Here is a 23,600-nt window from a genome sequence, read left to right as displayed (position 1 = left end):
CAATAAAAAACCCGCAGGATCAATCATCCTGCGGGTTTTTAAATTTACGTAATCCTGTTTAATCAGGAATCACGAGCTTATTGTTGGTTCTGTTGATATCCGCCATCCGTTGACTCGGATCAATTTCAATAGACTTAATATCAGATACAGCTCTGCTGGTTGTAAAACTGTAGTCAGGGTGCGTCCATCTCCATGAAGCATGCACTGTTCTTGACACAGCCGACTCAGCAGCTTTTGCCCCGTACATAATATCCAATGGTATGTAATGCATTTCCTGACTGCCATCTTTAAATGTTATCAATACATCAATTGGCATTGGCATTTTTCCCAGACGTTTGATGGTAATTGAAGTTTTATTATTCACCATGGCAATATCTCCAACTGCATAGTCAATGGTCTTGGTACTGTTGATCCAATATTCCTTATACCAATCCAATTCAAGTCCGCTTGCCTTTTCTGCTATACGAATAAAGTCATTGGGATTTGGATGCTTGAATTTCCATGTATTATAATAATCCAGCAAAATTTTATCTCTTACGGATGCGCCAGTTATATATCCCAGTTGCTCTATGAACACCGCACCTTTACTGTAGGCAGCAGAACTATAAGCATAGTTAGTATTGTAATGATCAGCGTGTGTACTTGCTGGTTCTTCAAACCCACTTCTAGCCAATCTTGCATATCCCATGTAGGTTCCATTGTACCAGAATCCTGGGCTGTTACGCAGTGTAGCCAGTGCGCGGGTACTTGAATAGTCAGTGAAACCTTCATCCATCCAAGGATACAATGCTTCATTGCTTCCTAAAATCATCTGATACCAGCTGTGCATCCATTCATGAATAGCCGTACCAAGGCTGGCGCTTTTAATCAATGTTGCCATTGGATACTCCATACCACCATCACCACCCTGAACAAAAGTGTAAGTCTTATAAGGGTAAGCACCAAAAGTCTTTGCAATGATAGGATAAATCAATGCACAGGTATCTGCCATTTTTTGCCAGCGATTTTCCAAAGAATCTACTTTTTTGTAAACAACACGCAACAGGGGTCCTCCTTCTGTTGTTCTGGTTATCATTTTGTATTCAGGATCTGCTGCCCACATAAAGTCGTGTACATTATTCGCCTGCCATTTCCAAGTCAATGTTTTGCCTGTTGAAGGTTTTACTGTCACGCCTTTGGCTTCGTAACCAAATCCGATTTCATTGGCATTGAGTAAATCACCACCGGCTGTAACCATATAGTTTTTATCAATCGTAATATTGACATCAAAGTCTCCCCAAACCCCATAAAACTCTCTAGCGATATAAGGATTGGCATGCCAGCCCTGATAATCATACTCCACTACTTTGGGGTACCATTGTGCCATGCTATAGCGAATTCCCTCTGCATTGTCCCTTCCGCTTCTTCTGATTTGAACAGGAACCTGTGCTTCAAACACAACATCCATGGTAATTTTTGATTTTGGCAGAATGGGTTTGGTCAGTACAATTTCCAAAATGGTTTCGTGCTCTTTCAGTGTTTGCGCTACTCCATTGATGGTAACTGACTTTACCCGCTGATATCCAATTTCATCAGGTGTTAATTTGCTGATGCGATCCTTTACACGCGCATCCCAATCCAATCCGTCATTGTTTCTTCTTGGATCAGACAATTTGGTTTTACCCAACTCTCTGCTTCTTACATCCATACTGCTATTAGGCTGAAAAGCATTCCAGTATAAATGCATGAACATCTTATTTAACGTGTCAGGAGATTGATTAAAATAATCTATTTTTTGTGTACCGGTAAAACGGTTGCTACTAACATCCATGTTTACATTCATGGTGTATTTTATTTTCTGCTGCCAGCGGTCTGGTTGTGCAACAATTGCAGAACTGACCAACAGTAAACTAAAGAATAAAAGGCGCGTCAATTTAGGCATGATATTGATTTATCGTTAGCAATGTATTGTGATATAAGACAGTAAATTTCCGAAAATATTTTAGTGTTTTAATCAGGCAGGCCCGCAACTACCAGTACAATTTCCCCTTTTACCGATTTAGCTTTAAAATAGGATGCAACTTCTTTTAAAGTTCCTCTTTTATGCTCTTCAAACATTTTGGTAAGTTCTCTGGCAACCGAACAAATTCTATCCTCCCCAAAATACTGAGCCATCTCTTCCAGCGTCTTGACCAGTCTCATTGGACTCTCGTAAAAAATCATGGTCCTTTCCTCAGTTGCCAACTTTTTAAATAAAGTTTGTCTTCCTTTTTTAAGGGGTAAAAAACCTTCAAATACGAAACGATTGGTAGGCAACCCACTATTCACCAATGCAGGCACAAATGCTGCAGCTCCGGGTAAAGTTTCTACTTTAATATCTCTCTGTATGCATTCGCGCACAAGCAGAAAAGCAGGATCAGATATACCTGGTGTACCGGCGTCAGTAATCAAAGCCATGTTTTTTCCTGCGGCCAGCTGATCGGCAATATGGGCTACAATCTTATGTTCATTGTGCTGATGATAAGGACTTAAAGGCTTTTGAATAGCATAATGCTGCAGTAACTTGGAAGAGGTTCTAGTATCTTCACATAAGATAACATCTACAGCATTCAGCACTTCCAGTGCACGCAGTGTAATGTCCTTTAGATTACCCAAAGGTGTAGGAACTAAATAAAGCAAATTAAGCGTTTATGCTGATCTCGAAAAACTCCATCACCGGGTTAGCCAATAACTGTTTAGCTGCTTTTTCAGCAATCAACTTAGCTTCGTCAGCAGATGCAGCTTCAACCGAAAGCGTGATGCGCTTGCCCACTCTTACATCTTCAACCTGGTGTATACCTAAATTGGCCAATCCGCCTAATACGGCTTTACCCTGAGGGTCTAATAAATCTTTTAAAGGCATTACATTGATGGCAACTTCAAACTTCATGATTCGGTTGATTTAAAGAACAAAGATAGAATTACATAAGCAATAAACCCTGCCGAAATTGCCAGCCAGCCAAAAACAAAGGCTACCGGTAAGGCAATCGCCAAAATGATTATAAATGGCAGTATTTTAGCAAAGCTGATTCCTGTGAATTTCAATGCCAGCATAGGTATTGTAGAAACCATCCCCAAACTTAGGAAAACAATTAGTCCATACCATAACCAGGGCTGCAAAAGTAAATCCATTATCCAGGCATCTTTGGCATACCAGTTCACCAATGGAAAAGAAGCTAGCAAAATACCAGCAGCTGGTATAGGAATGCCTTTGAAACCGGTAGACTTAGAAGTATCTAAATTAAAACGAGCCAGCCGATAGGCGCCGGCACAAGGCAAAACAAAAGCGGGTAGTAAAGCCCATTCAGTAATATCCAACCCACCTTCTGAACTGGAATAAGAAAATCGTAGAAACTGCAACACAATCATGGCAGGCGCAACCCCGAAACTCACCACATCAGCCAGTGAATCCAGTTGCTTACCCATTTCGGAAGATTGCTTCATCCAGCGTGCAACAAATCCATCCAGAAAATCTACCAGTCCTGCAGCAAATATGAGCCAGCTCGCCCACATCATTTTTTCGGGAATGCTTATCAACCCATCGCCTTCTACCTGGTAAGTAAGTCCTGGCTGTAATATGTACATTATTGCTGTTGCACCTAAAAACAAATTCAACAGCGTAAAACAATTCGGTATATGCTTCATGCTATTTGCGCTTCATGTATGATTCAATCTCATCTACAGTAATAGGAATATTCTTCATCAGGTCAGTGTTGCCGTTTTTGGTAATCCAGAAATTATTTTCAATACGGATTCCCATTTTTTCTTCTTCAATGTAAATACCTGGTTCAATGGTAAACAACATACCCGCCTGAATAGGAGCAGTTCTAGTTCCCAAATCATGAACATCTATTCCCAGATGATGTGAAATACCGTGGTATAAATATTTACGATACGCCCTGTTTTCTTTGTCTTCATTTTTTACATCCGACTTAGTTAACAACCCGATTTTAAGAAACTGCTTAGTGGCTTCCTCCCCTACTTTATCTGTATAATCCAAAATACTGATACCTGGTTTTAAAATGGACTTGGCATAGTTATGCAAATGAAGGCAGGAATTGTATACTTCTTTTTGTCTTTTGGTAAACTTACCATTCACTGGAATCGTTCTGGTCAAATCTGCACAGTATCCTCCGTATTCTGCACCAAAATCCATCAATAACAAATCTCCATCTTTACATACTGCATTGTTCGAAACATAATGAAGTGTTCTTGCATTATCGCCGCTGGCAATAATGCTACCATAGGCAGGCCCCGTTGCTCTGTTACTTAAAAAGCTGTGCCAAATTTCAGCTTCAATCTCATATTCATGTACACCAGGCTTAACAAACTTCATGATCCTTCTGAATGTCAAATCTGTAATATCAATTGCTTTCTGAACTACTTCAATTTCTTCCTTCGTTTTAATGGCACGTAATCCTTTCATAATTTTAGCCGCACGCATAAATTGATGCAGCGGATAGCGGGCCTTCATCTCTGCAATAAAACGATATTCTCTGGTTTGAATTTCAGAAGCTTTTCTGTCGTTCTCATTGCTGTCTAAGTATATAGTGTCAGCTAAATGAATCCAACCCTGTAATAATGCATCCAGACTGTCTAACCAAACGATAGTCTGAACACCTGATATTTTTCTAGCTTCCTCCGCACGCAATCTTTTCCCATCCCATTTTTCCTTTAATTCATTGGGCCTAACAAGTACCAGTACTTCACGAAACTTGGGATCCGGATTGTCTGGAAATAATATCACCATCGAATCCTCCTGAATTATACCACTCAGCCAGAATAAGTCACTGTTTTGTTTAAAGGGATGTAACGCGTCTCCATTACCAGGCCACTCGTCATTGCTTACAAATACTGCAATACTATTCTGTGACATCTGGCGCACAAAACGCTTTCTGTTATTGATGAAAATGTTTGAATCGAGTGGATGGTATTTCATGCGTAATCGTTTGTACTACGCAAGATATAAAGTTTGAGGCACTTAGAAACGAACCGTAGGACATTTAACAGAACGCCCCCTTGAGCTCGGGAAAATACCATGCTTTATGATGGATAATTCATAAGCTCCCCTGGTAGCATTTAGTCTGCCCAGAGAAGAAATAGTTGCATCATAATTAACCGTGATCTGCAGGTCATTAATGGAATAGCCAATCATAGGAATAATGGCATCTCTGTTTCTGTAATACAAACCCACAATCATTTGCTGAGCACCATTGCCCCCTAAGTTTCGGTTGGCATTCATTCCCATTACCACTTCATTTTTATTGCCAATGGTACTAAAGTATACATTGGGATTCAGTATCCACAAATCTTCCAGCTTAATGCTGGCATTGGCAAAAAAATTAAACCGGGTTGGCACTCTTGCGTCACTGATATTGGCTGCAAAAAAGCTCTCTCTTGGACGGTTCAAATGCATCATGGAAAAACCAGCATTGAAATAGAAATTTTCAGATGCGAAATAGGCATAATTTAAACCCAAATTTACATCTAAATATCCCACTTGACTAAAAGCAAAAGGTTCGTTGGAAGGAATAGATACATCAAAAAACTGACCGTTCCACTGATTGTCGAAATTCAGTTTAGTTATATCAACCCGCTTGGTCGTTACACCGGCACTAAATCCTGCACTCAACAAACTATTATATCCAAGCATTTGATGCCATGCCATTGAAAGCGAAGCGCCGGTTGCTGTTAATTGACCTGACCCTGCAACATCTTTAATGATGCTTCCGCCAATTCCCATCCATCCGTTTTCAAAACGATTGGCAAAAAGTTTAGCATCCGCCCAAACGCCCATGGTTTTATACCCTCCGCCAACAGCTGTAAAACTATTTCTGTAGTTCAATCCTGCTCTGTAATCATAGTCAGGATTAAAACCTGTATTGGCTGGATTCACCAACAAAGGCGCATTATAATACTGCGAATAATTCAAGGCCTGCGCAGTAACCCATTGCTGCAAAATCAATCCCAGCAATACTCCCAGAAAACGATATAGTATGTTGAATCCTTTCATTGTTACTTTCTACAGATTATCGCAAAAGGGTAATATCACCTTTCTTGGTTGCTTTTTCCTTGTTACTGAATTCAATCTCAAGTGTATAATGGTATACTTCCTGAGGTTGCAATTTTCCGTTGTACATTCCATCCCATCCGTCTGTTGAACTTGTTCCATAAAAAACAAGCGTACCCCATCGGTTATAAATTCGCCAGCTCATTTTGGAAATACCAAAACCTCTTACAAAAATCCGGTCATTCACTCCGTCGCCATTAGGAGAAAAAGCATTGGGAACATTAAAGCCCGGAACAATGGTTATGGCTACAGGCACACAACTGGTATCAGCACAACCTGCATCATTAATAGCAATCACACAGGCATTGTAGGTTCCGGTTGCATTGTATAAATGTTTAACAGTGGTGTCAATGCGATTGGTAAATAAACTATCTCCATCTCCAAAATTCCATTTATATCTATCTGCGCCAAAACTGCTGTTGTTAAATGTTACCGGCGTATTGGGTTCTGTAGGATCAGGGCTGAAGCTAATACCAGCAGTCGGTTTTCCTCTTACACTAATGATAAAACTGGTAGTGTCTGCTATATTACAGGTTGAAGAATCTACGGCAATCAGCCTTACTGAATAATTACCCACTGTTGCATACAAGTGCTGAGGGGAAGTTTGCGTAGAAGTATTCCCATCCCCAAAGTCCCAGAAAAAGGAACGGCCTGCCAAAGAAGTATTATTGAATACTGCGGTATATGGGGCACAACCCAATGCAGGCGTTTCAAATCTTGCATCAACCAATGGTGAAATTCTAAGCTGTGTTTCAATACTATCCAGTTCATTACAAAAACTGGTATCCAATAAAATTAATCGGACATTGTAAGTACCTGGCGCTGCATAAGTATGCGTAACAGGTCCAAAGGAAGCTACTTGCCTAGTTCCATCCCCAAAATCCCAGCGAAATGCATTCGCGCCGAATGCTCTTGGTGCAGTGGAAGTATTATCGAACCGATAGCTTAATGTTTCGCAAGGCAATAATTTGTTTGGTGTAAAACCCAAAACAGCTTCGTCTGCTCTTACCCTCATGGTAATAAATGCAGTATCATTAATATTACAGGATGCAGGATCTGTTGCAATTAATCTTACACGGTACACCCCTACATTATTAAACGTGTGGGTAACAGTTGATCTGTCAGTTGATACTTCAGACGACCCATCATTAAAGTCCCACCGATAGGTTTTTGCCAATTCAAGTGTGTCAGAAAATACAACTGTCAATGGTACGCAACCGGCAGTATCTCGGGCAACACCATTGATGGAAGTTTTTATACCTGCACCAACGCCTGCCAGATTGAAAGCAATTTTAATTGCCAATAAATTACAGGAATTACTTCGGTTGGCAGTAGACCATGCCCCGCCTGTTCCCAAAATTGGCCTGCTAGGATCCCCTGTTCTTCTGCAGGAGCAAATAGATTGATAAATGGTACCATTGGGATCAAAACGACTTGTACCACCATCAACGTGATCGGCAAATCCTCCTGTTTGTCCAAAGAAAGAACCATAGAGTTGCTTTTGTGCATCTCTTTCCAAAACAAAGAAATAAAAATCAGCACCGTCAGTATTAGATTGATAAGCATCTGGTGTGATTGGAAGGTTCGTAATGGGAGTTGTTGGGAAACTATTGATATTACTGCCTCCCCATCCTGACACATACACATTACCACATCGATCTACCAGAAAAGCCGATATGGACAAATTTGGAGTGGATGCGCCAGCTGTTCCAAAATTGGTTAAATATATTACGCCGGAAAGATCAGGCTGAAATTTTACGATAAATTGTTTACCACTGGCCTGTCCGGGATTTGCAGTATTGTATGGTGAATTCTGCGGCGTAAGTGTTCCTGTTGTAGTACCAACTATATATGGATATCCCTGACGGTCAAACTGAATTCCAAAAATAACATCCACCAGATTGGTTCCAAAATAAGAAGTGCTTTGAATAGTTGAACCATCAGGAGATACAATGCTAATAAATCCATCTACCCCACCATTGAAGTTCTGAAACCCAGAAGCTGCATTTGCCCTAGCAGGGAGATTATTACTTGCAGTTGCACCCGCAACATATATATTATTATTAGCTGGATTAATAGCTAATACAAAGGCTGCATCATCATCATTACCTCCCAGATAACTGGAAAAAATAACCTGAGAAAGTGTTGCATTCAATTTAATCACAACCCCATCCTGTGTTCTGCCATCGCTTCTTGCACCTCCACTAGTTCTTTGAAAAGCACCATTCGTAGTAGGAAAATCCAATGACTGTGTAACAGAAGCCAACAGAATATTTCCCTGATTATCAAAAATTACTTCACTTCTTGCATCATCTCCATAATTTCTGCGAGTTGTTTCTGGTCCTGTTGGACTTTCATAATTTGGACGAATATTCACCCCATCTCTACCACTGCCGCCAATACGCAAAGATCCAATGAGTGCATTTCCATTTGCATTAAGCTTGGTCAAAACAATATCAAATACACCACCCCCAGTTCCAAAAAGGGGGAGTGTACCAACAGTAGGATAATTATTGGTGGAAGAGGTTCGGCCTGCTATAACTAAATTTCCTGCAGCATCTGCTACCAAACTATGAGGCTGTTCATTACCTGAACCGCCAATATAGGTTGCATAAATCAAGCTGGTTCCTCCCGGCTCAAATTTCATAATCCCCATATCAAATCCCTGTATCTGGCCTTCATTAATACCACCTCCGAACTGTCTTTGAAACGCACCGGTGGTTGTGGGAAATCCCGGACTGAATACAATTCCTCCTGCATAGAAATTTCCTAATAAATCATAGGTAGCGGTAAAGCCCCAGTTATCTGCCACACTTCCTGAATAACTGATAAATACCGGCTGAGGATCAATCACCAAAGTCTTTGATTTATCATACGCGCTGTTGACTTTTACTTGCACAAGATTGCCCCTTACTTCATAGGCACAGTCTATCTCTTTTCTTTCAGCATTCAACAATTGGTAACTATAAGGAATTGTTTCCTGTAATGTTCCTACAGAGGTTTTAATTTGCAAAGCTCCGTTCTTTAATGTAAGCCCATTAGTACCCTCATAAAATAAAATAATCTTGGATGGATCTCCTCCGGGATGAACGATGATATCATATTTCAGAACTCCGTTATTGGTATAATAACGAATATCAATATTGGGATACATGTTTTTATACGTTACCGATTGAAAAGTCTTCACATCGGTTGCCCATTTAGCAGGGTCATTCCCAATAAAATAGTTACTGATACCTGCAACAGGCTTCTCTTTAATAATCTGAGGATTGGGATTGGCATTCAAAAACCTAACATCATAAGCATGAGATCGCAGTAACAATGGCTCATTTCCTGTTTGAAATTTTGGCGACACTTCTGATTTAACCGCTGCTTCACCACCAACAGTATGCGCATGTTTAGATCCGGCAATGGCTGCGTAATCATCCACATTGTGTTGTAAGACCCTATAACCGTTTTTGGTTAAGGCAAAAGCATTGGCCGACAATTCACTTTTAAATTGAATAAAGGACTCCCATTGTCCCTTATTTTCTACAAAATCTAGATAGCCCTGTGCATGTACACGAATAAACCCTATGCAGAAAATCAATATCAGGCTGATGTATTTCAAATTCACAATTTTAAGTTACGCAATTTTGCTCCAACCAACTTTGGTATGCTGTTGCGTGAGGTAGTTTTTTAACAAAGCATTCTCAGGTTGTTCCAAATGCAAATCCCGTTCCACAATTTGTTCCGCTTTTTGCTGAGCCAGTTGCAACAACCCTTTATCGTTAACAATACTGGCTATCTTAAAGTTCAATGCACCGCTCTGACGGGTTCCTTCTATATCACCGGGACCTCGCATTTCTAGGTCTTTTTCAGCAATTTTAAATCCATCATTGGTTGCGCACATTATATTGATACGTTCCCGGGCTTCTTTGCTGGCTTTACTACCCGTTAATAAAATGCAAAAACTTTTTTCACTGCCTCTTCCTACTCTTCCCCGAAGCTGATGCAACTGGGATAGTCCAAATTTTTCAGCGCTTTCTATCACCATTACCGAAGCATTGGGAACATTTACCCCTACTTCTATCACAGTTGTACTAACCATGATCTGGGTATCCCCTGCAACAAATCGCTGCATATTAATATCCTTCTGTTCCGGCGGCTGCTTACCATGAACCATACTGATCTTGTACTTGGAATCAGGGAAAAAACTTTTTACTTGCTCATATCCCTGCATTAAATCTTCATAGCTCAGTTTCTCGCTTTCTTCAATCAATGGGTATATAAAATAAGCCTGCCTACCTTTTTCAATTTCTTCTTTCACAAATCCCATTACACTTGCTCTTGCCATTTCATTTCTTTGAACGGTAGTGATAGGTATCCTTCCAGGAGGTAATTCATCCATAATACTATAATCCAGATCTCCGTATGCGGTCATGGCCAGGGTTCTGGGAATAGGCGTTGCAGTCATTACCAATACATGCGGAGGAATTACTGATTTAGTCCACAGTTTAGCTCTTTGCGCAACACCAAACCGATGTTGCTCATCTACAATAACAAGACCCAGATTTTTAAACTGTACTTTATCCTCAATAATGGCATGTGTACCCACTACCATATGTATTTCATCGCTTAATAAACCTGCTAGGATTCTTTTTCGTTCTGCTGTTTTTGTGCTACCCGTTAATAAGGCTACTTCAACGGGCATTCTGTTTAACAATTGTGTAAGCCCCTGATAATGTTGCTGTGCAAGAATTTCCGTTGGTGCCATTAACGCACTTTGGTACCCGTTGTCTGCAGCCAGCAACATGCTAAGCAAGGCAACCATCGTTTTTCCGCTACCCACATCTCCCTGCAATAAACGATTCATTTGCCTTCCGCGGCCTGTATCCTGTCTTATTTCCTTAATAACTCTCTTCTGTGCACCTGTTAGTTCAAAGGGTAAATAATGATCATAGAACTCCTTGAAATAAGGACCCACTTTTTCAAAAACCACTCCTTTGCTTTGCGCGTTCCGCTGCAAACGTACCAGTTGTAATCGCACTTGTGCAATAAATAATTCTTCGAATTTTAACCGTTCCAGTGCTTTCTTATAATGCTGTTCTGTACTTGGGAAATGGATATTGACAAAAGACTCATAGCGACCTAATAATTTTAGTTCTTTCACTATAGACAATGGAATGTTTTCAGGCAAGTCCGCAGGTTTTATCTGTTCTATCAAAACGTAGGTTAACTTAGCTATTTGTCTGCCGTTTAACCCCTTTGCCTTTAACTTTTCTGTGGAAGGATATACGGGCTCTAAAAAAGCCTTCCCATCTGCTTTAGCAGGAATAAAGGATTCAATTTCCGGATGAACCATCTGGGGTTTTCCATTAAAAAAACCAGTTTTGCCAAACACAAGATATTCTGTACCTATATATAAACTTTTCTGGATCCATGATATGCCCTGAAACCAGGTTAATTCTATAGTACCTGTTGCATCTCTCAGCTGAGCCACCAATCGTCTGGAACGTTTTTCGCCAATGATATCAAACTGAAGCAATTTCCCCGCAATTTGTATATAGTCTGTCTGATAATTAATTTCCGAAATGGTATTGATTTTTGTTTTATCAATATGACGGATGGGATAATGCTGTAATAAATCACCAAAAGTATAGATCTCCAGCTCTTTTTTGAGCATATCTGCCCTTAGCGGTCCTACCCCTTTTAGGTATTCAATGGGTGAAGCGAGTATGTTGTTATTCGTAGAAATAAGTTTAAAATATGTTTCGGGCTACAATTTCCGAATTCTTTTCGGGTCTGCCACAAAAAACCAACCTCAATATTTATCTTCGCGAATATGGAAAAAGAGGTTGTTGTTAGCGGAATCCGACCAACAGGATTCCTTCATCTGGGTAATTATTTTGGGGCCATGCGCAATTACGTGCGTATGCAAGACGATTTTAACTGTTATTTTTTTGTTGCTAATTGGCATAGTTTAACTACACATCCTGATACCAAAGAGTTAAAGAATAGTGTATACCGTGTGATTGCTGAAAATATCGCCTGTGGATTAGATCCTCAAAAAGTTGCTTTTTATGTTCAGAGTGATATACCTGAAATCGCTGAACTATATCTGTATTTAAATATGCTTTCTTATAAAGGTGAACTGGAGAAAACAGTTACGTTTAAAGAGAAAGTGAGATTACAACCCGAAAATGTAAACGCAGGATTGTTAACCTATCCGGTATTACAGGCTGCAGACATTATTATTCAACGTGCTGTAAAAGTGCCTGTTGGTAAAGACCAGGAACAGCATCTGGAAATGGCCAGAAATTTTGCAGACAGATTTAATTACCGATACGGAGAAGTATTCCCTTTGCCCTATGCATTCAATTATGGTGATGAACTTATCCGCATCATGGGTCTGGACGGAAATGGTAAAATGAGTAAGAGCGAAAACCAGAATGCAACCATTTATCTTGCGGATGATGACGAGCTGATTCGTAAAAAAATCATGAAAGCTAAAACGGATCAGGGACCTGAAACTCCTAATTCGGAGAAACCCGATTATATTCAAAATCTGTTTACCATGATGAAGCTGGTAAGCACACAAGATACCCTGGCTAAATTTGAAGCAGACTTTAATGCAAGTTCTCAGGGCAATTGTATCATCCGTTACGGGGATATGAAAAAGCAACTGGCAGAAGATATGGTACAATTTATTAAACCTATCCGCGAAAAAGCTGCTGATTTACTGGCCAATACAGATGAATTACACAGAATCATTAAACAGGGCGCAGACAAGGGAAGAGCAAGAGCTTCAGAAACCTTAACCATGGTTCGTAATGCAGTTGGACTAAATTATTAGGGAGCTTCATTAAATTTAAATTAGTTTACATAAGTTGCACACTTTAACAGATTAGTCCAATGGCAAAACCCAAAAAACCAAAACACGTTGCAATAGCAGGAAATATAGGTGCAGGAAAAACAACCCTTACCGAAATGCTTAGCAAACACTATAGATGGATACCCCAGTTTGAGAATGTGGATACGAATCCATATTTAATGGATTTTTACGAAGACATGCCTCGCTGGAGTTTCAACCTTCAGATTTATTTTTTAAATAGCCGTTTGAATCAGTTACTCGATATTCAACATGGAACAGAAACAGTAATACAAGACAGAACCATTTATGAGGATGCAAATATTTTTGCGCCGAATCTGCACGAAATGGGACTGATGAGCAAGAGAGACTTTGATAATTATTATCAGTTTTTCCAAACACTGAAAACCATGGTACAGCCGCCAGATTTATTGATTTATCTGAAAGCCTCTGTACCAACCCTGGTTTCGCAAATTCAGAAAAGAGGCAGAGAATACGAAGAAAACATACGACTAGACTACTTAAAAAAGTTGAACGAATATTACAATAAATGGATTGATGGTTACAAAGAAGGTCCATTACTTGTAATTGATTGTGATAAAAATAAATTTGCTGAAAATGACGAACAGTTCGGAGAAATTATCAGCAAAGTAGACGGCATGCTTTTTGGCTTATTTTAATTTTCTTTATCTGCTTATCTTATACATCTTTTAAATAAAAAGCCCCGAGTAAAACTCGGGGCGCTTAAGGCAAACAATCGAAAAACTTCAGCAATCAATAGTTAAACGATTGGGGCAGCCGCCAGAATCTCTGCCGAAACACCGGCTGCATATTTTTCAAAATTCTTTACAAATTGCTGGGCAAGATTTTTAGCAGTAGCATCATAGGCCGCCGCATCTTTCCAGGTCAACTTCGGATTTAATATTTCACTTGGTACTCCTTCACAACTCGAAGGCATCATCATTCCGAATACAGGATGTTTTTCATATTGTACATTATCCAAACTACCGTTTAATGCAGCAGTAATCATTGCTCTCGTATAGCTTAGTTTCATACGACTTCCCGTTCCGTATGATCCACCGCTCCATCCGGTATTAATCATCCACACATTCACCTGATGTTCCTTCATTTTAGCTCCTAGCATTTCCGCATATTTTCCGGGATGCAATGGAAGGAATGGTGCCCCAAAGCAAGCACTGAAAGTAGATTTAGGTTCAGTAACACCTGCTTCTGTTCCGGCTACCTTTGCCGTATATCCGCTGATGAACTGATACATTGCCTGACCAGGGCTCAATTTGCTGATAGGAGGTAAAACACCATATGCATCACAAGTCAGGAAGAACAAATTCTTAGGTAAACCGCCAATACTGGGTTCTTGTGCATTGGAAATAAAATGCAACGGATAGCTTACTCTTGTATTTTCAGTAATGCCTTTATAAGCAAAATCAATTTCATTGGTTCCATTAATGAATCCAATATTTTCTACCAATGCACCCGGACGGATTGCATGGAAAATTTCAGGTTCTTTTTCCTCACTTAAATCAATGGTTTTTGCATAGCATCCACCTTCAAAATTGAATACACTGTTATTGGTCCAGCCATGTTCATCATCTCCAATTAATTTTCTGTTAGGGTCTGCACTTAATGTAGTCTTTCCAGTACCACTTAATCCAAAGAAAACAGCCACATCTCCCTCTTTACCCATATTGGCACTGCAGTGCATGCTTAGTACATTTCTTTGCTGTGGTAAAATATAATTCAGGATAGTGAATATCCCTTTTTTCATTTCGCCCGTATAGCCTGTTCCCCCAATCAAGATGGTTTTATATGTAAAGGAAACAATAGCAAAATTGTGTTGTCGGGTACCATCAACCAAAGGGTCTGCCTTAAAGCCCGGAGCCTGAATAATATGCCACTCTGGTTCAAAGTTCACCAACTCTTCTTCTGTTGGTCTTAGGAACATATTATAGGCAAACAAGTTACTCCATGGATTTTCATTAATTACACGGATATTCAATCTGTAATTGGCATCTGCACAGGCATACGCGTCTCTAACCCAAACCTCTTCCTGTTGTCCAAGATAGTCAAGCACTTTAGCCTTTAATTGATGAAAATATTTCTCATCAATAGGAATATTAAAGTTATTCCAATGAACTGTATCCGCTGTGATAGCATCTTTTACAATAAACTTGTCTTGTGGACTTCTGCCAGTAAATTCTCCGGTTTTGATACAAAGCGCACCAGTGTTGTTCAAAACACCTTGTCCTTTTAATAATGCCTGTTCTACTAAGGCTTCAGGAGACAATTGATAGTGAACCCCGTTTTCATTCTGTAAACCTAATGCTGACATTTTTGAAAAATCTAATGTTAAAGTAGGTAATGACATAAGCAAACAATCGTTAGTTAGTATACAAAAGTACATTGTTTAATTATTTGATTGCATTATTTGTGTATGTTTTACACAAACTTTAGCCCCCTCAACCTTAATTTTACCAAAAATTTAATTCAGGATCCATGCAGCAAGGAAAGATTACCAACGCCATTTTAAAGACGTTTCAGGAAATTGTAGGACAGGAACAGGTTTTGATAGATGAAGCCAGTTTACTGGAATACAGCCATGATGAAACAGAGAAACTGGTATACATTCCGGAGGTTGTAATCAAACCGGCAAATGCAGCTGAAATAGCTGCCATCATGAAACTCTGTAACGAACACAACATCCCTGTGACCCCCAGAGGTGCAGGTACAGGTTTAAGTGGCGGCGCATTACCCCATCTGGGTGGAGTTTTACTATCTACTGAAAAACTGAATAAAATACTCTCTATAGATGAGCGTAATCTTCAGGTAATCACAGAACCTGGTGTTATTACCGAAGTGTTGCAGGATGCAGTTAAAGAAAAAGGACTGTTCTACCCCCCCGACCCAAGCAGCAAAGGGAGTTGCTTTATTGGAGGAAATATTGCAGAAAACAGTGGCGGACCCAAAGCAGTAAAATATGGTGTTGTAAAAGATTATGTGCTCAATCTCGAAATTGTATTGCCAACGGGCGAAATAATGTGGACAGGGGCAAATGTTTTAAAAAATGCTACCGGATATAACTTAACACAACTAATTGTTGGCAGTGAAGGGACTTTGGCAATTGTTACTAAAATTGTATTGAAACTAATACCGCTTCCAAAATATGATTTACTCATGCTGGTACCATTTGCCTCGCTTGAAAAGGCAGGAGCAGCTGTTAGTGCCATTTTTAGAGCTGGTTTTACGCCCAGTGCTTTGGAGTTAATTGAAATTAATGCCTTGCAGATTGTAAGCAAAATGGTTGACAGCAATGTTGTACCAGTTACAGATGAAATGGAAGGCCATCTCATTATTGAAGTAGATGGCAATAATATGGATGTGTTGATGCAGGAAATGGAAGCCATTGCAGAGTTGATGACAACTTTTGATGCAGGAGATATTCTTTTTGCAGACGATGCTCAGCAAAAAGCTGCTTTATGGCAATTGAGAAGAAAAGCTGCCGAAGCAGTAAAGCTGGAGGGCTATACAATTGAAGAAGATACAGTAGTTCCGCGCGCGGAATTACCAACCCTCATAAAAAGCGTAAAAGAGTTAGGTGCAAAACACGGATGCAAAGTAGTTTGCTACGGTCATGCCGGAGATGGGAATTTGCATATACGAATCAATCATCCAACCATAAAAAACAGCCATGGGAATCCTGAAATGACTGCTATTTTACAATCTTTATTTGCCATTGTAAAAGAACTGGGAGGAACCATCAGTGCAGAACACGGAATCGGATTAATTCAGAAACCTTATATGGCCACTGTTTTCAGCCAATCAGCCATTCAATTGATGAGAGATATAAAAAAGGCATTTGATCCTAACAATATTTTAAATGCAGGAAAAATATTCGACAGCAGGGATTAATTATTTTTACCAAAAGTTCAGCTATGAATAAGTGTGTTTTGATTATCGCAATAGTAATGGGAATCAGTTTATCCGGGTTTGCACAAATGGATAACAGAGAAGCAGAAGGTCCTGTTGGATTTGATCGTAGCAGAATATTTATCGGCTCCAGCTTAAATCTGGGTATATCTAATCGTTTTTTTAATGTGGGAGTAAACCCAACCATTGGTTACAGTCTGAACAATTGGGTAGATGTGGGTGTAGCTATGAATTTTAATTATGCCTCACAAAATGCTTCTGTGTTCAATTCTTACAAATACAAAAATTTCAACTATGGAGGTGGCGCATTTTTAAGATTTTGGCCAGTTTCTTTTTTGCATTTACAAATCCAGCCCGAATATAACTGGATAAGCTCTTCCAGAACCGATCCGGTCAGCGGACAAACAACCAGATTGCAATTACAGGCGCCCAGTATGCTTGCGGGTATTGGTTATGGAAGCAGAGAAATTGGCAGACAGTTGTCTTATTTTACTATCATGATCGATTTAAACCAGGCTGTTAACTCTCCATACAGAGATGGTATTGCCGGAGACCCTCAACCCATATTCAGAGGTGGTTTAGGTTTTTATCTTAACTCAAAAAAGAAATAGCTTCTGCTGCAGTTGTAGCAACAAGTAATCGTTGCTTCCAATCTTCATAAAGGAAGCCTTGCTGATGCATTGTGTCAATATGTGCAATCAAATGATTGTAATAACCATTCATATTGAGTAAAACAATTTTTTTATTATGAATCTTCAGCGTGTTCCAGGTAAGCATTTCAAAGAGTTCATCCAGTGTGCCATTACCACCCGGCAAAATGATAGCAGCATCACAAAGCTCATATAGCATTTTTTTTCTACTATGCATATCTCCCACAACGCGCAAATCGGTAATCCCTTTGTGTTCATGCTCCCACTCCAATAAAACTTCCGGAATCACACCGGTTACTTCTCCATTCCCCTCCATAACGGCATCGGCTACAGCTCCCATTAAGCCTTTATTTCCGCCACCGTAAACCAATCGGATTCCTTTTTCAGCCATTAATTTTCCAAGAATCATCGTTTCTTCTAAAAATCGGGGATTGTTTCCAGACTTAGACCCGCAGAACACTGCAATATTTTTAATTTTCATTGTATACAATTAGGACAGACAAAATACCTTAATTATTTTTACTACTTTACAAAATTCTTTAAACCAAACGAATTGCCATGTCTCCATTATTGCTTTTTTCCTTTGTAATAGGGTATTTTCTGATTTTACTGGCTGTAGCTTGGTATACTGGAAAAAACAGCGATAACCATTCATTTTTTATTGGAAATAAGAATAGTAACTGGATGCTGGTAGCATTCGGAATGGTAGGAACCTCTTTAAGCGGCGTAACTTTTGTGAGTGTACCGGGGGCTGTGGCTAAAGAATCATTTGCGTACATACAGATTACATTGGGATATCTGATTGGCTATACAATGATTGCGTATATATTACTCCCCTTATATTATCGATTGAATCTAACCTCCATCTATCATTACTTGAGTTCCAGAATGGGATTCAATGCTTATAAAACAGGATCTTCTTTTTTTATATTATCAAGAACACTTGGAGCAACAGCAAGACTTTACCTGGTAGTAAATATTTTACAGGAAGCCATTTTAAATAGCTTTCATGTTCCATTCTGGGCAACCACATTAATCATCCTCATTATGATTTTACTCTATACCTACGAAGGGGGAGTAAAAACCATTGTTTACACTGATACGCTTCAAACCACCTGTATGCTTGCCGGACTGGTAATTTGTGTATTCTATATTCTGAATCAACTGAATATGGGCTTTGGAGAAAGCCTTCAGGCAATGAACGACAGAGGTTACTCCACTATTTTTGTAACCGACCCAAATAGTAAATTTTACTTTTTAAAACAAATAATTGCAGGTGCATTCATAACAGTAACAATGACTGGTATGGATCAGGAAATGATGCAAAAAAACATTTCGGTTAAAACCCTTAAAGACTCACAAAAAAATGTGATGTCAATGGCCATTACACTGGCAACAGTTATTGTAATTTTTCTATTCCTGGGTGGCCTATTGTACCTATATGCAGAACGGTTGAATATTGATGCAACAGGTGATAAAATATTTCCCATACTTGCAATGGAACATATGCCTCCGATTGTTTCAGTTATATTTATCATTGCACTGATATCAGCTTTATTTCCCAGTGCCGATGGAGCAATCACCGCTTTAACATCAACTTTTTGTATTGATATAATTGGCATTCAGCGAAGAGCCGATTTAGATGAAGCAGCTCAGAAAAAAATTAGACAAAGAGTGCATTTAACTTTTGCAGCTATATTCCTTGTTTTTGTTTTGATTTTCAAATGGGTGAATGATCCAAGCATGATTGGTTTATTGCTAAAAATTGCAGCCTATACCTACGGACCTTTATTGGGCTTGTTCACATTTGGCATTATTACAAAAAGAATGGTCAACGACAAATGGGTGCCCTATGTTTGTGTAGCTGCACCAATCATTTGTTTCCTATTGGATAAGTTTCAGAAAAACTTATTGGGTTCCTATGAAGTAGGATTAGAACTGCTGATTATCAACGGTGCATTAACTTTTATAGGCCTGTTACTGATTTCCAAAAAAGGAGATAAATAATCCGAAATGGAATTGATAAACCCCCTAGTTGAAGCCTACACGGCCAGGTTTACTACTCCTGAATCAGCAACTTTAAGGGAGATTAGTGAGCAAACTATTGCCCAGCATCCCTTATCTCATATGCTAAGTGGTGCGGTTCAGGGCCAGCTCTTAACTATGGTATGTGCAATGATTCAGCCAAGATATGTACTGGAAATAGGCACATTTACCGGATATAGTGCGCTTTGTCTTCAAAGAGGCTTACCCGAAGACGGTATGATTCATACCATTGAACTGAGGCCGGATGATGCATATACAGCAGCTGAAAATTTTAAGAAATTTAATGCAAATAAGCAGATAACTTTGCACGTCGGAAATGCAAGGGAAATCATACCTGGTTTGCCCTTTACTTGGGATCTGGTATTTATTGATGCCGATAAAACAAGTTACATTGATTATTACGAAATGGTGTTACCGGTTTTATCTGAAAACGGGTTCATTATAGCAGACAATGTCTTGTTTCATGGACAAGTGCTGGAAGAGCCGTTGAAAGGCAAAAACGCAAAAGCCATTCATGCATTCAATGAGCATGTTCAGAATGATTCCAGAACAGAACAAGTGATGCTTTCCGTAAGAGATGGGATTAGCATCATAAAAAAGAAAAAAAATGATGAAATGGTTTTTTAGTCTGATCGGATTTGTATGTTTTGTGCAGGTACATGCACAGAATAGCAAAACCATCGCCTATATAGAACAATACAAGGAAATTGCCATCGAAGAAATGATTCGCTCTGGTGTGCCGGCTGCCATTACTTTGGCACAGGCAGTATTGGAATCACAATCTGGTGAAAGTGACCTGGTGAAAAGATCCAACAATCATTTCGGAATTAAATGTAAAGCGGAATGGACTGGTGCAAAAACCTATCACGACGACGATGCAAGGGGAGAATGTTTCAGGGTATACGATAATCCTATTTCTTCTTTCAAAGACCACTCCGATTTTTTAAGAACAAGAGCTCATTATCAATTCCTTTTTAAACTAAGTCCAACGGATACTGAAGGCTGGGCAAAGGGATTAAAGAAAGCTGGCTATGCCACTGCTCCTACATACGCTCAGAAATTATTGAAAGTAGTAAAAGACTATCAGCTGGACCAGTATAATACCATTGCATTGGCCAGAATGAATAATCCAAAATCTTTTGAAAATAATACAGAGGTTGTTACAGCACAATCCGAAGCTTCAAAAAAAGAAACAATTACCAAAACACAGGTACAGGAAACAGACAATGAACCTTCTTCTGAAACATTTATTCCTGCTGAGCAAAAACAAAGCAGTACAAAAGCCAAATACAGAAATTACAATTTCCCGGAATCTGTTTTCACAATCAATAATACCAATGTTATTGTTGTTAAAGCAGGAAGGTCTTTACTTGCTATAGCCAACCAGCATAATATATCATTGGCAAAAATTCTACAATACAACGAATTGGAAGAAACAACGGATATTATTTCAGAAGATCAGTTAATTTATTTGGAGAAGAAGCCCAAAAAAGGAGAACAGGAATTTCATATTGCCCAAGCGGGAGAATCGCTATTTGAAATAGCTCAATTAAACGGGGTTAGACTGGAAAATATATTGCAGTACAATAACCATTTAAATAAAACTGCTATCCCGGTTCCGGGCACAAAGGTTTTTCTAAAAATGCCCCTTACCAGTAAGTCAACTCCAAACAGAAAATAACCATGTCTGATATTCAGCTTTTCAACAAAAAATTTGAGCCCTATTTAGCAGAATCTTTAATTCAGGAAAAAGTTAGTGAATTGGGGAAGCAAATCAGCAAGGATTATGATGGCAAAAAACCTTTGTTTATTGGTGTACTTAACGGGTCATTCATGTTTGCAGCAGATTTGTTCAAACAAATTACGATTGAAGCCGAAATTTGTTTTATAAAACTAGCTTCCTATAAAGGAACTAAATCTACCGGCAATGTCATTACTGCTATAGGTCTGGATACAGATATCAGAGATCGTCACCTGATTTTGCTAGAAGATATTATTGATACAGGTAAAACCATGCACGAGTTTATTCCCCAGTTATATCATCAGCAACCTGCTTCCGTAAAAATGGCTGTATTATTGCATAAACCGGATGCAACCGTCTACCCTGTGCAGATTGATTACTGCTGTTTTAGTATTCCCAACCGATTTGTTTTAGGATATGGGCTTGACTATGATGGATTTGGAAGAAACCTCAAAGAAATTTATCAGCTGAAAGAAAGCCAATAATATCTTACAGGCTGGCATCAGCAGGATTGCTTAATTTGTAGGAAATGAAACAGGTATTTCCCATACTACTATTACTACTTTTCACTACAGATAGCTATGCACAGTATTATTTAAGGGGGCAAATAAAAGACCGAAGAGGAAGAAAACTTGAAGGTGTTTCCATTCAAGTAAAATCAAGGGGATTAATCCCTTTTTACAGTGGTAAAGACGGAGACTTTGGTATCCCATTAACCAAATCAGAAGACAGCATATTTTTATCCCTGCAGGGTTATGAAACAACCAGCTTACACATTCATACCAATATATTTCAACAGATTACACTTGAAATGCTGCCCAGCACAGCCAGACTTTATCAAAAGAATCTTGCTTCTGTTATTACAGATTTAAAACCAGCAGAGACCATACAATTTGCAAGTATGGGAGAAAGTTACAGTGGGCTTATAGAAAACGGCTTTATTAAAACCATCCAATATCCTCAGACAGGCTTCTCATTAAATATTGATAAGGCTGCTTACAGTAATATCAGGAGGTTTATTTCCAATGAAATGAGTGTTCCACTTGACGCCATAAGAACAGAAGAAATGCTGAATTATTTTTCTTTTGATTACCCCAATAAAAATACAAGCTCATTGTTCACATTGGAATCGCTGATTACAGATTGTCCATGGAACAATAATAATAAACTGCTTTTAACCAAAGCCTTCGCTCCGCGGTTAAATCTGGACAAAATTCCACCGAGTAATCTTGTTTTTTTGATAGATGTTTCCGGTTCAATGGACCATCCTAATCGGCTACCATTAATACAATCAGCATTTAAAATACTTACAGCCAATCTTAGAAATATTGATACTATCAGCATAGTAACCTATGGAGGAAACGTAGCTATTGAATTATATCCAACCAGTGGTGCTGAAAAAAAGATTATTAATGAAGTGATTGATTCATTAAGTGCCAATGGCGATACGCCCGGTGAAAACGCCATCAAGGTAGCATACAATCTGGCAAAAGGTAGTTTTATTAATGGAGGAAATAACCGTGTAATTTTAGCAACTGATGGAGATTTCAATATAGGACAAAGAACTGAAAAAGAATTAGAAGACCTCATTGCAAGCTACAGGGAATATGGAATCAGTTTAACCTGTTTGGGGGTAGGAATGGGCAACTATAAAGACAGTAAGCTGGAAACCCTTTCCAAAAAAGGAAACGGAAATTTTGCCTATATTGATCAGATAGGTGAAGCTGAAAAAGTATTGGTCAGAGAATTTACTACTACGCTTTTTTCTGTTGCAAAGAATACCACACTAAATATTGCATTTAATAAAGAGGTTGTAAATGCATATAGATTAATTGGGTTTGATAATAAAAAAGATGCTGTTTCAGATAGTTCAGCAACATTGCTCGGTGGTGAAATTGGGAGTGGACATGTTTCACTTGCTCTATTCGAAATAGAACCCGTTTCCCATTCAAGCAATCAGGAATTTGCCAAAATTCATTTAACATACGAGTCTGTTATCAATCCATCTGTACAAGTACAAACATGGCAATTAAATAATGAATACATTCCCATACAGTTGATAGATTCTGCCAGTAGAAGAACAATCACTATTGCTGCTTTTGCAGGCCTATTGCGTAAATCTAAATTTCTGAAAGCATATTCATATAATGAATTGATTTCTTTAGCCAATGCTTCGTGTAATCCTCAGAACACTTTACAGAATGAATTAAGCTTGCTTATTCAGAAAGCAGATAAAATATATAATCCCGCTAAAAGAAAAAAGTCCCGCAAGGAATAAAC

19 protein-coding genes are annotated in these 23,600 nt (G+C 39.0%); 9 read left to right on the top strand and 10 right to left on the bottom strand.

Going from position 1 to position 23,600, the window contains the following annotated elements:
* Positions 1-58: 58 nt before the first annotated feature.
* The 8 genes from TEGAF0_RS00735 to recG form a co-directional block, all read right to left on the bottom strand.
* The gene (locus TEGAF0_RS00735; RefSeq protein WP_264899248.1) at positions 59-1,921 is read right to left on the bottom strand and encodes a M1 family metallopeptidase; all 1,863 of its coding nucleotides are present in this window, start codon (positions 1,919-1,921) and stop codon (positions 59-61) included.
* 68 nt (positions 1,922-1,989) lie between these two features.
* Complete coding sequence (gene rsmI, locus TEGAF0_RS00730) at positions 1,990-2,658, bottom strand: 16S rRNA (cytidine(1402)-2'-O)-methyltransferase (RefSeq protein WP_264899246.1); 669 nt, start codon at positions 2,656-2,658, stop codon at positions 1,990-1,992.
* Between the two features lies 1 nt (position 2,659).
* Positions 2,660-2,908, bottom strand: coding sequence for a phosphoribosylformylglycinamidine synthase subunit PurS (gene purS, locus TEGAF0_RS00725; protein WP_264899244.1), 249 nt, complete (start codon positions 2,906-2,908; stop codon positions 2,660-2,662).
* A complete protein-coding gene (gene pssA, locus TEGAF0_RS00720) occupies positions 2,905-3,663 on the bottom strand; it encodes a CDP-diacylglycerol--serine O-phosphatidyltransferase (protein ID WP_264899242.1) in 759 nt (252 codons plus the stop codon). Before pssA ends, purS begins: the two co-directional genes overlap by 4 nt.
* A gap of 1 nt (position 3,664) precedes the next feature.
* Complete coding sequence (locus TEGAF0_RS00715) at positions 3,665-4,957, bottom strand: aminopeptidase P family protein (RefSeq protein WP_264899240.1); 1,293 nt, start codon at positions 4,955-4,957, stop codon at positions 3,665-3,667.
* 42 nt (positions 4,958-4,999) lie between these two features.
* Positions 5,000-6,031: a PorP/SprF family type IX secretion system membrane protein gene (locus TEGAF0_RS00710; protein ID WP_264899238.1), complete on the bottom strand. Its 1,032-nt coding sequence runs from the start codon at positions 6,029-6,031 to the stop codon at positions 5,000-5,002.
* A gap of 16 nt (positions 6,032-6,047) precedes the next feature.
* Positions 6,048-9,698: a DUF7948 domain-containing protein gene (locus TEGAF0_RS00705; RefSeq protein WP_264899236.1), complete on the bottom strand. Its 3,651-nt coding sequence runs from the start codon at positions 9,696-9,698 to the stop codon at positions 6,048-6,050.
* 15 nt (positions 9,699-9,713) lie between these two features.
* Positions 9,714-11,792 (bottom strand): ATP-dependent DNA helicase RecG, encoded by a 2,079-nt coding sequence (gene recG / locus TEGAF0_RS00700; protein ID WP_458574899.1) that lies wholly within the window; start codon positions 11,790-11,792, stop codon positions 9,714-9,716.
* Positions 11,793-11,912: 120 nt separating this feature from the next.
* On the opposite strand from recG, the gene trpS reads away from it, so the two are divergent.
* Positions 11,913-12,923, top strand: coding sequence for a tryptophan--tRNA ligase (trpS, locus tag TEGAF0_RS00695; protein ID WP_264899234.1), 1,011 nt, complete (start codon positions 11,913-11,915; stop codon positions 12,921-12,923).
* 59 nt (positions 12,924-12,982) lie between these two features.
* Complete coding sequence (locus TEGAF0_RS00690) at positions 12,983-13,618, top strand: deoxynucleoside kinase (protein ID WP_026751440.1); 636 nt, start codon at positions 12,983-12,985, stop codon at positions 13,616-13,618.
* Between the two features lie 101 nt (positions 13,619-13,719).
* Here the strand turns inward: TEGAF0_RS00690 and pckA are convergent, their stop codons facing one another.
* Positions 13,720-15,288 carry a phosphoenolpyruvate carboxykinase (ATP) gene (gene pckA / locus TEGAF0_RS00685; RefSeq protein ID WP_264899231.1) on the bottom strand — a complete coding sequence of 523 codons (1,569 nt, stop codon included), beginning with the start codon at positions 15,286-15,288 and terminating at the stop codon, positions 13,720-13,722.
* A 164-nt stretch (positions 15,289-15,452) separates the two neighbouring features.
* Here pckA and TEGAF0_RS00680 point away from each other — a divergent pair, with 164 nt between their 5' ends.
* A complete protein-coding gene (locus TEGAF0_RS00680) occupies positions 15,453-16,865 on the top strand; it encodes an FAD-binding oxidoreductase (protein ID WP_264899230.1) in 1,413 nt (470 codons plus the stop codon).
* A gap of 23 nt (positions 16,866-16,888) precedes the next feature.
* Positions 16,889-17,494 (top strand): hypothetical protein, encoded by a 606-nt coding sequence (locus tag TEGAF0_RS00675; RefSeq protein WP_264899228.1) that lies wholly within the window; start codon positions 16,889-16,891, stop codon positions 17,492-17,494.
* Here TEGAF0_RS00675 and TEGAF0_RS00670 read toward each other — a convergent pair.
* The gene (locus TEGAF0_RS00670; RefSeq protein WP_264899226.1) at positions 17,475-18,014 is read right to left on the bottom strand and encodes an LOG family protein; all 540 of its coding nucleotides are present in this window, start codon (positions 18,012-18,014) and stop codon (positions 17,475-17,477) included. The two genes, TEGAF0_RS00675 and TEGAF0_RS00670, sit on opposite strands and share 20 nt — an antisense overlap.
* 77 nt (positions 18,015-18,091) lie before the next feature.
* Here TEGAF0_RS00670 and TEGAF0_RS00665 point away from each other — a divergent pair, with 77 nt between their 5' ends.
* From TEGAF0_RS00665 to TEGAF0_RS00645, 5 genes are read left to right on the top strand one after another with little or no spacing between them, the layout of a single operon-like run.
* Positions 18,092-19,540, top strand: coding sequence for a sodium:solute symporter (locus TEGAF0_RS00665; protein ID WP_264899224.1), 1,449 nt, complete (start codon positions 18,092-18,094; stop codon positions 19,538-19,540).
* A 6-nt stretch (positions 19,541-19,546) separates the two neighbouring features.
* Positions 19,547-20,206, top strand: a complete 660-nt coding sequence (locus TEGAF0_RS00660) for an O-methyltransferase (protein ID WP_264899222.1) — start codon at positions 19,547-19,549, stop codon at positions 20,204-20,206.
* Positions 20,187-21,260, top strand: a complete 1,074-nt coding sequence (locus TEGAF0_RS00655) for a glucosaminidase domain-containing protein (protein WP_264899220.1) — start codon at positions 20,187-20,189, stop codon at positions 21,258-21,260. Before TEGAF0_RS00660 ends, TEGAF0_RS00655 begins: the two co-directional genes overlap by 20 nt.
* Before the next feature lie 2 nt (positions 21,261-21,262).
* A complete protein-coding gene (hpt, locus tag TEGAF0_RS00650) occupies positions 21,263-21,805 on the top strand; it encodes a hypoxanthine phosphoribosyltransferase (protein WP_264899218.1) in 543 nt (180 codons plus the stop codon).
* Positions 21,806-21,849: 44 nt separating this feature from the next.
* Positions 21,850-23,598 carry a vWA domain-containing protein gene (locus TEGAF0_RS00645; RefSeq protein ID WP_264899216.1) on the top strand — a complete coding sequence of 583 codons (1,749 nt, stop codon included), beginning with the start codon at positions 21,850-21,852 and terminating at the stop codon, positions 23,596-23,598.
* The last annotated feature ends 2 nt before the right edge of the window (positions 23,599-23,600 follow it).

This window comes from Sediminibacterium sp. TEGAF015 (assembly GCF_025997995.1).
Lineage (GTDB): Bacteria > Bacteroidota > Bacteroidia > Chitinophagales > Chitinophagaceae > Sediminibacterium.
This window is presented reverse-complemented; position numbering and strand designations above follow the sequence as displayed.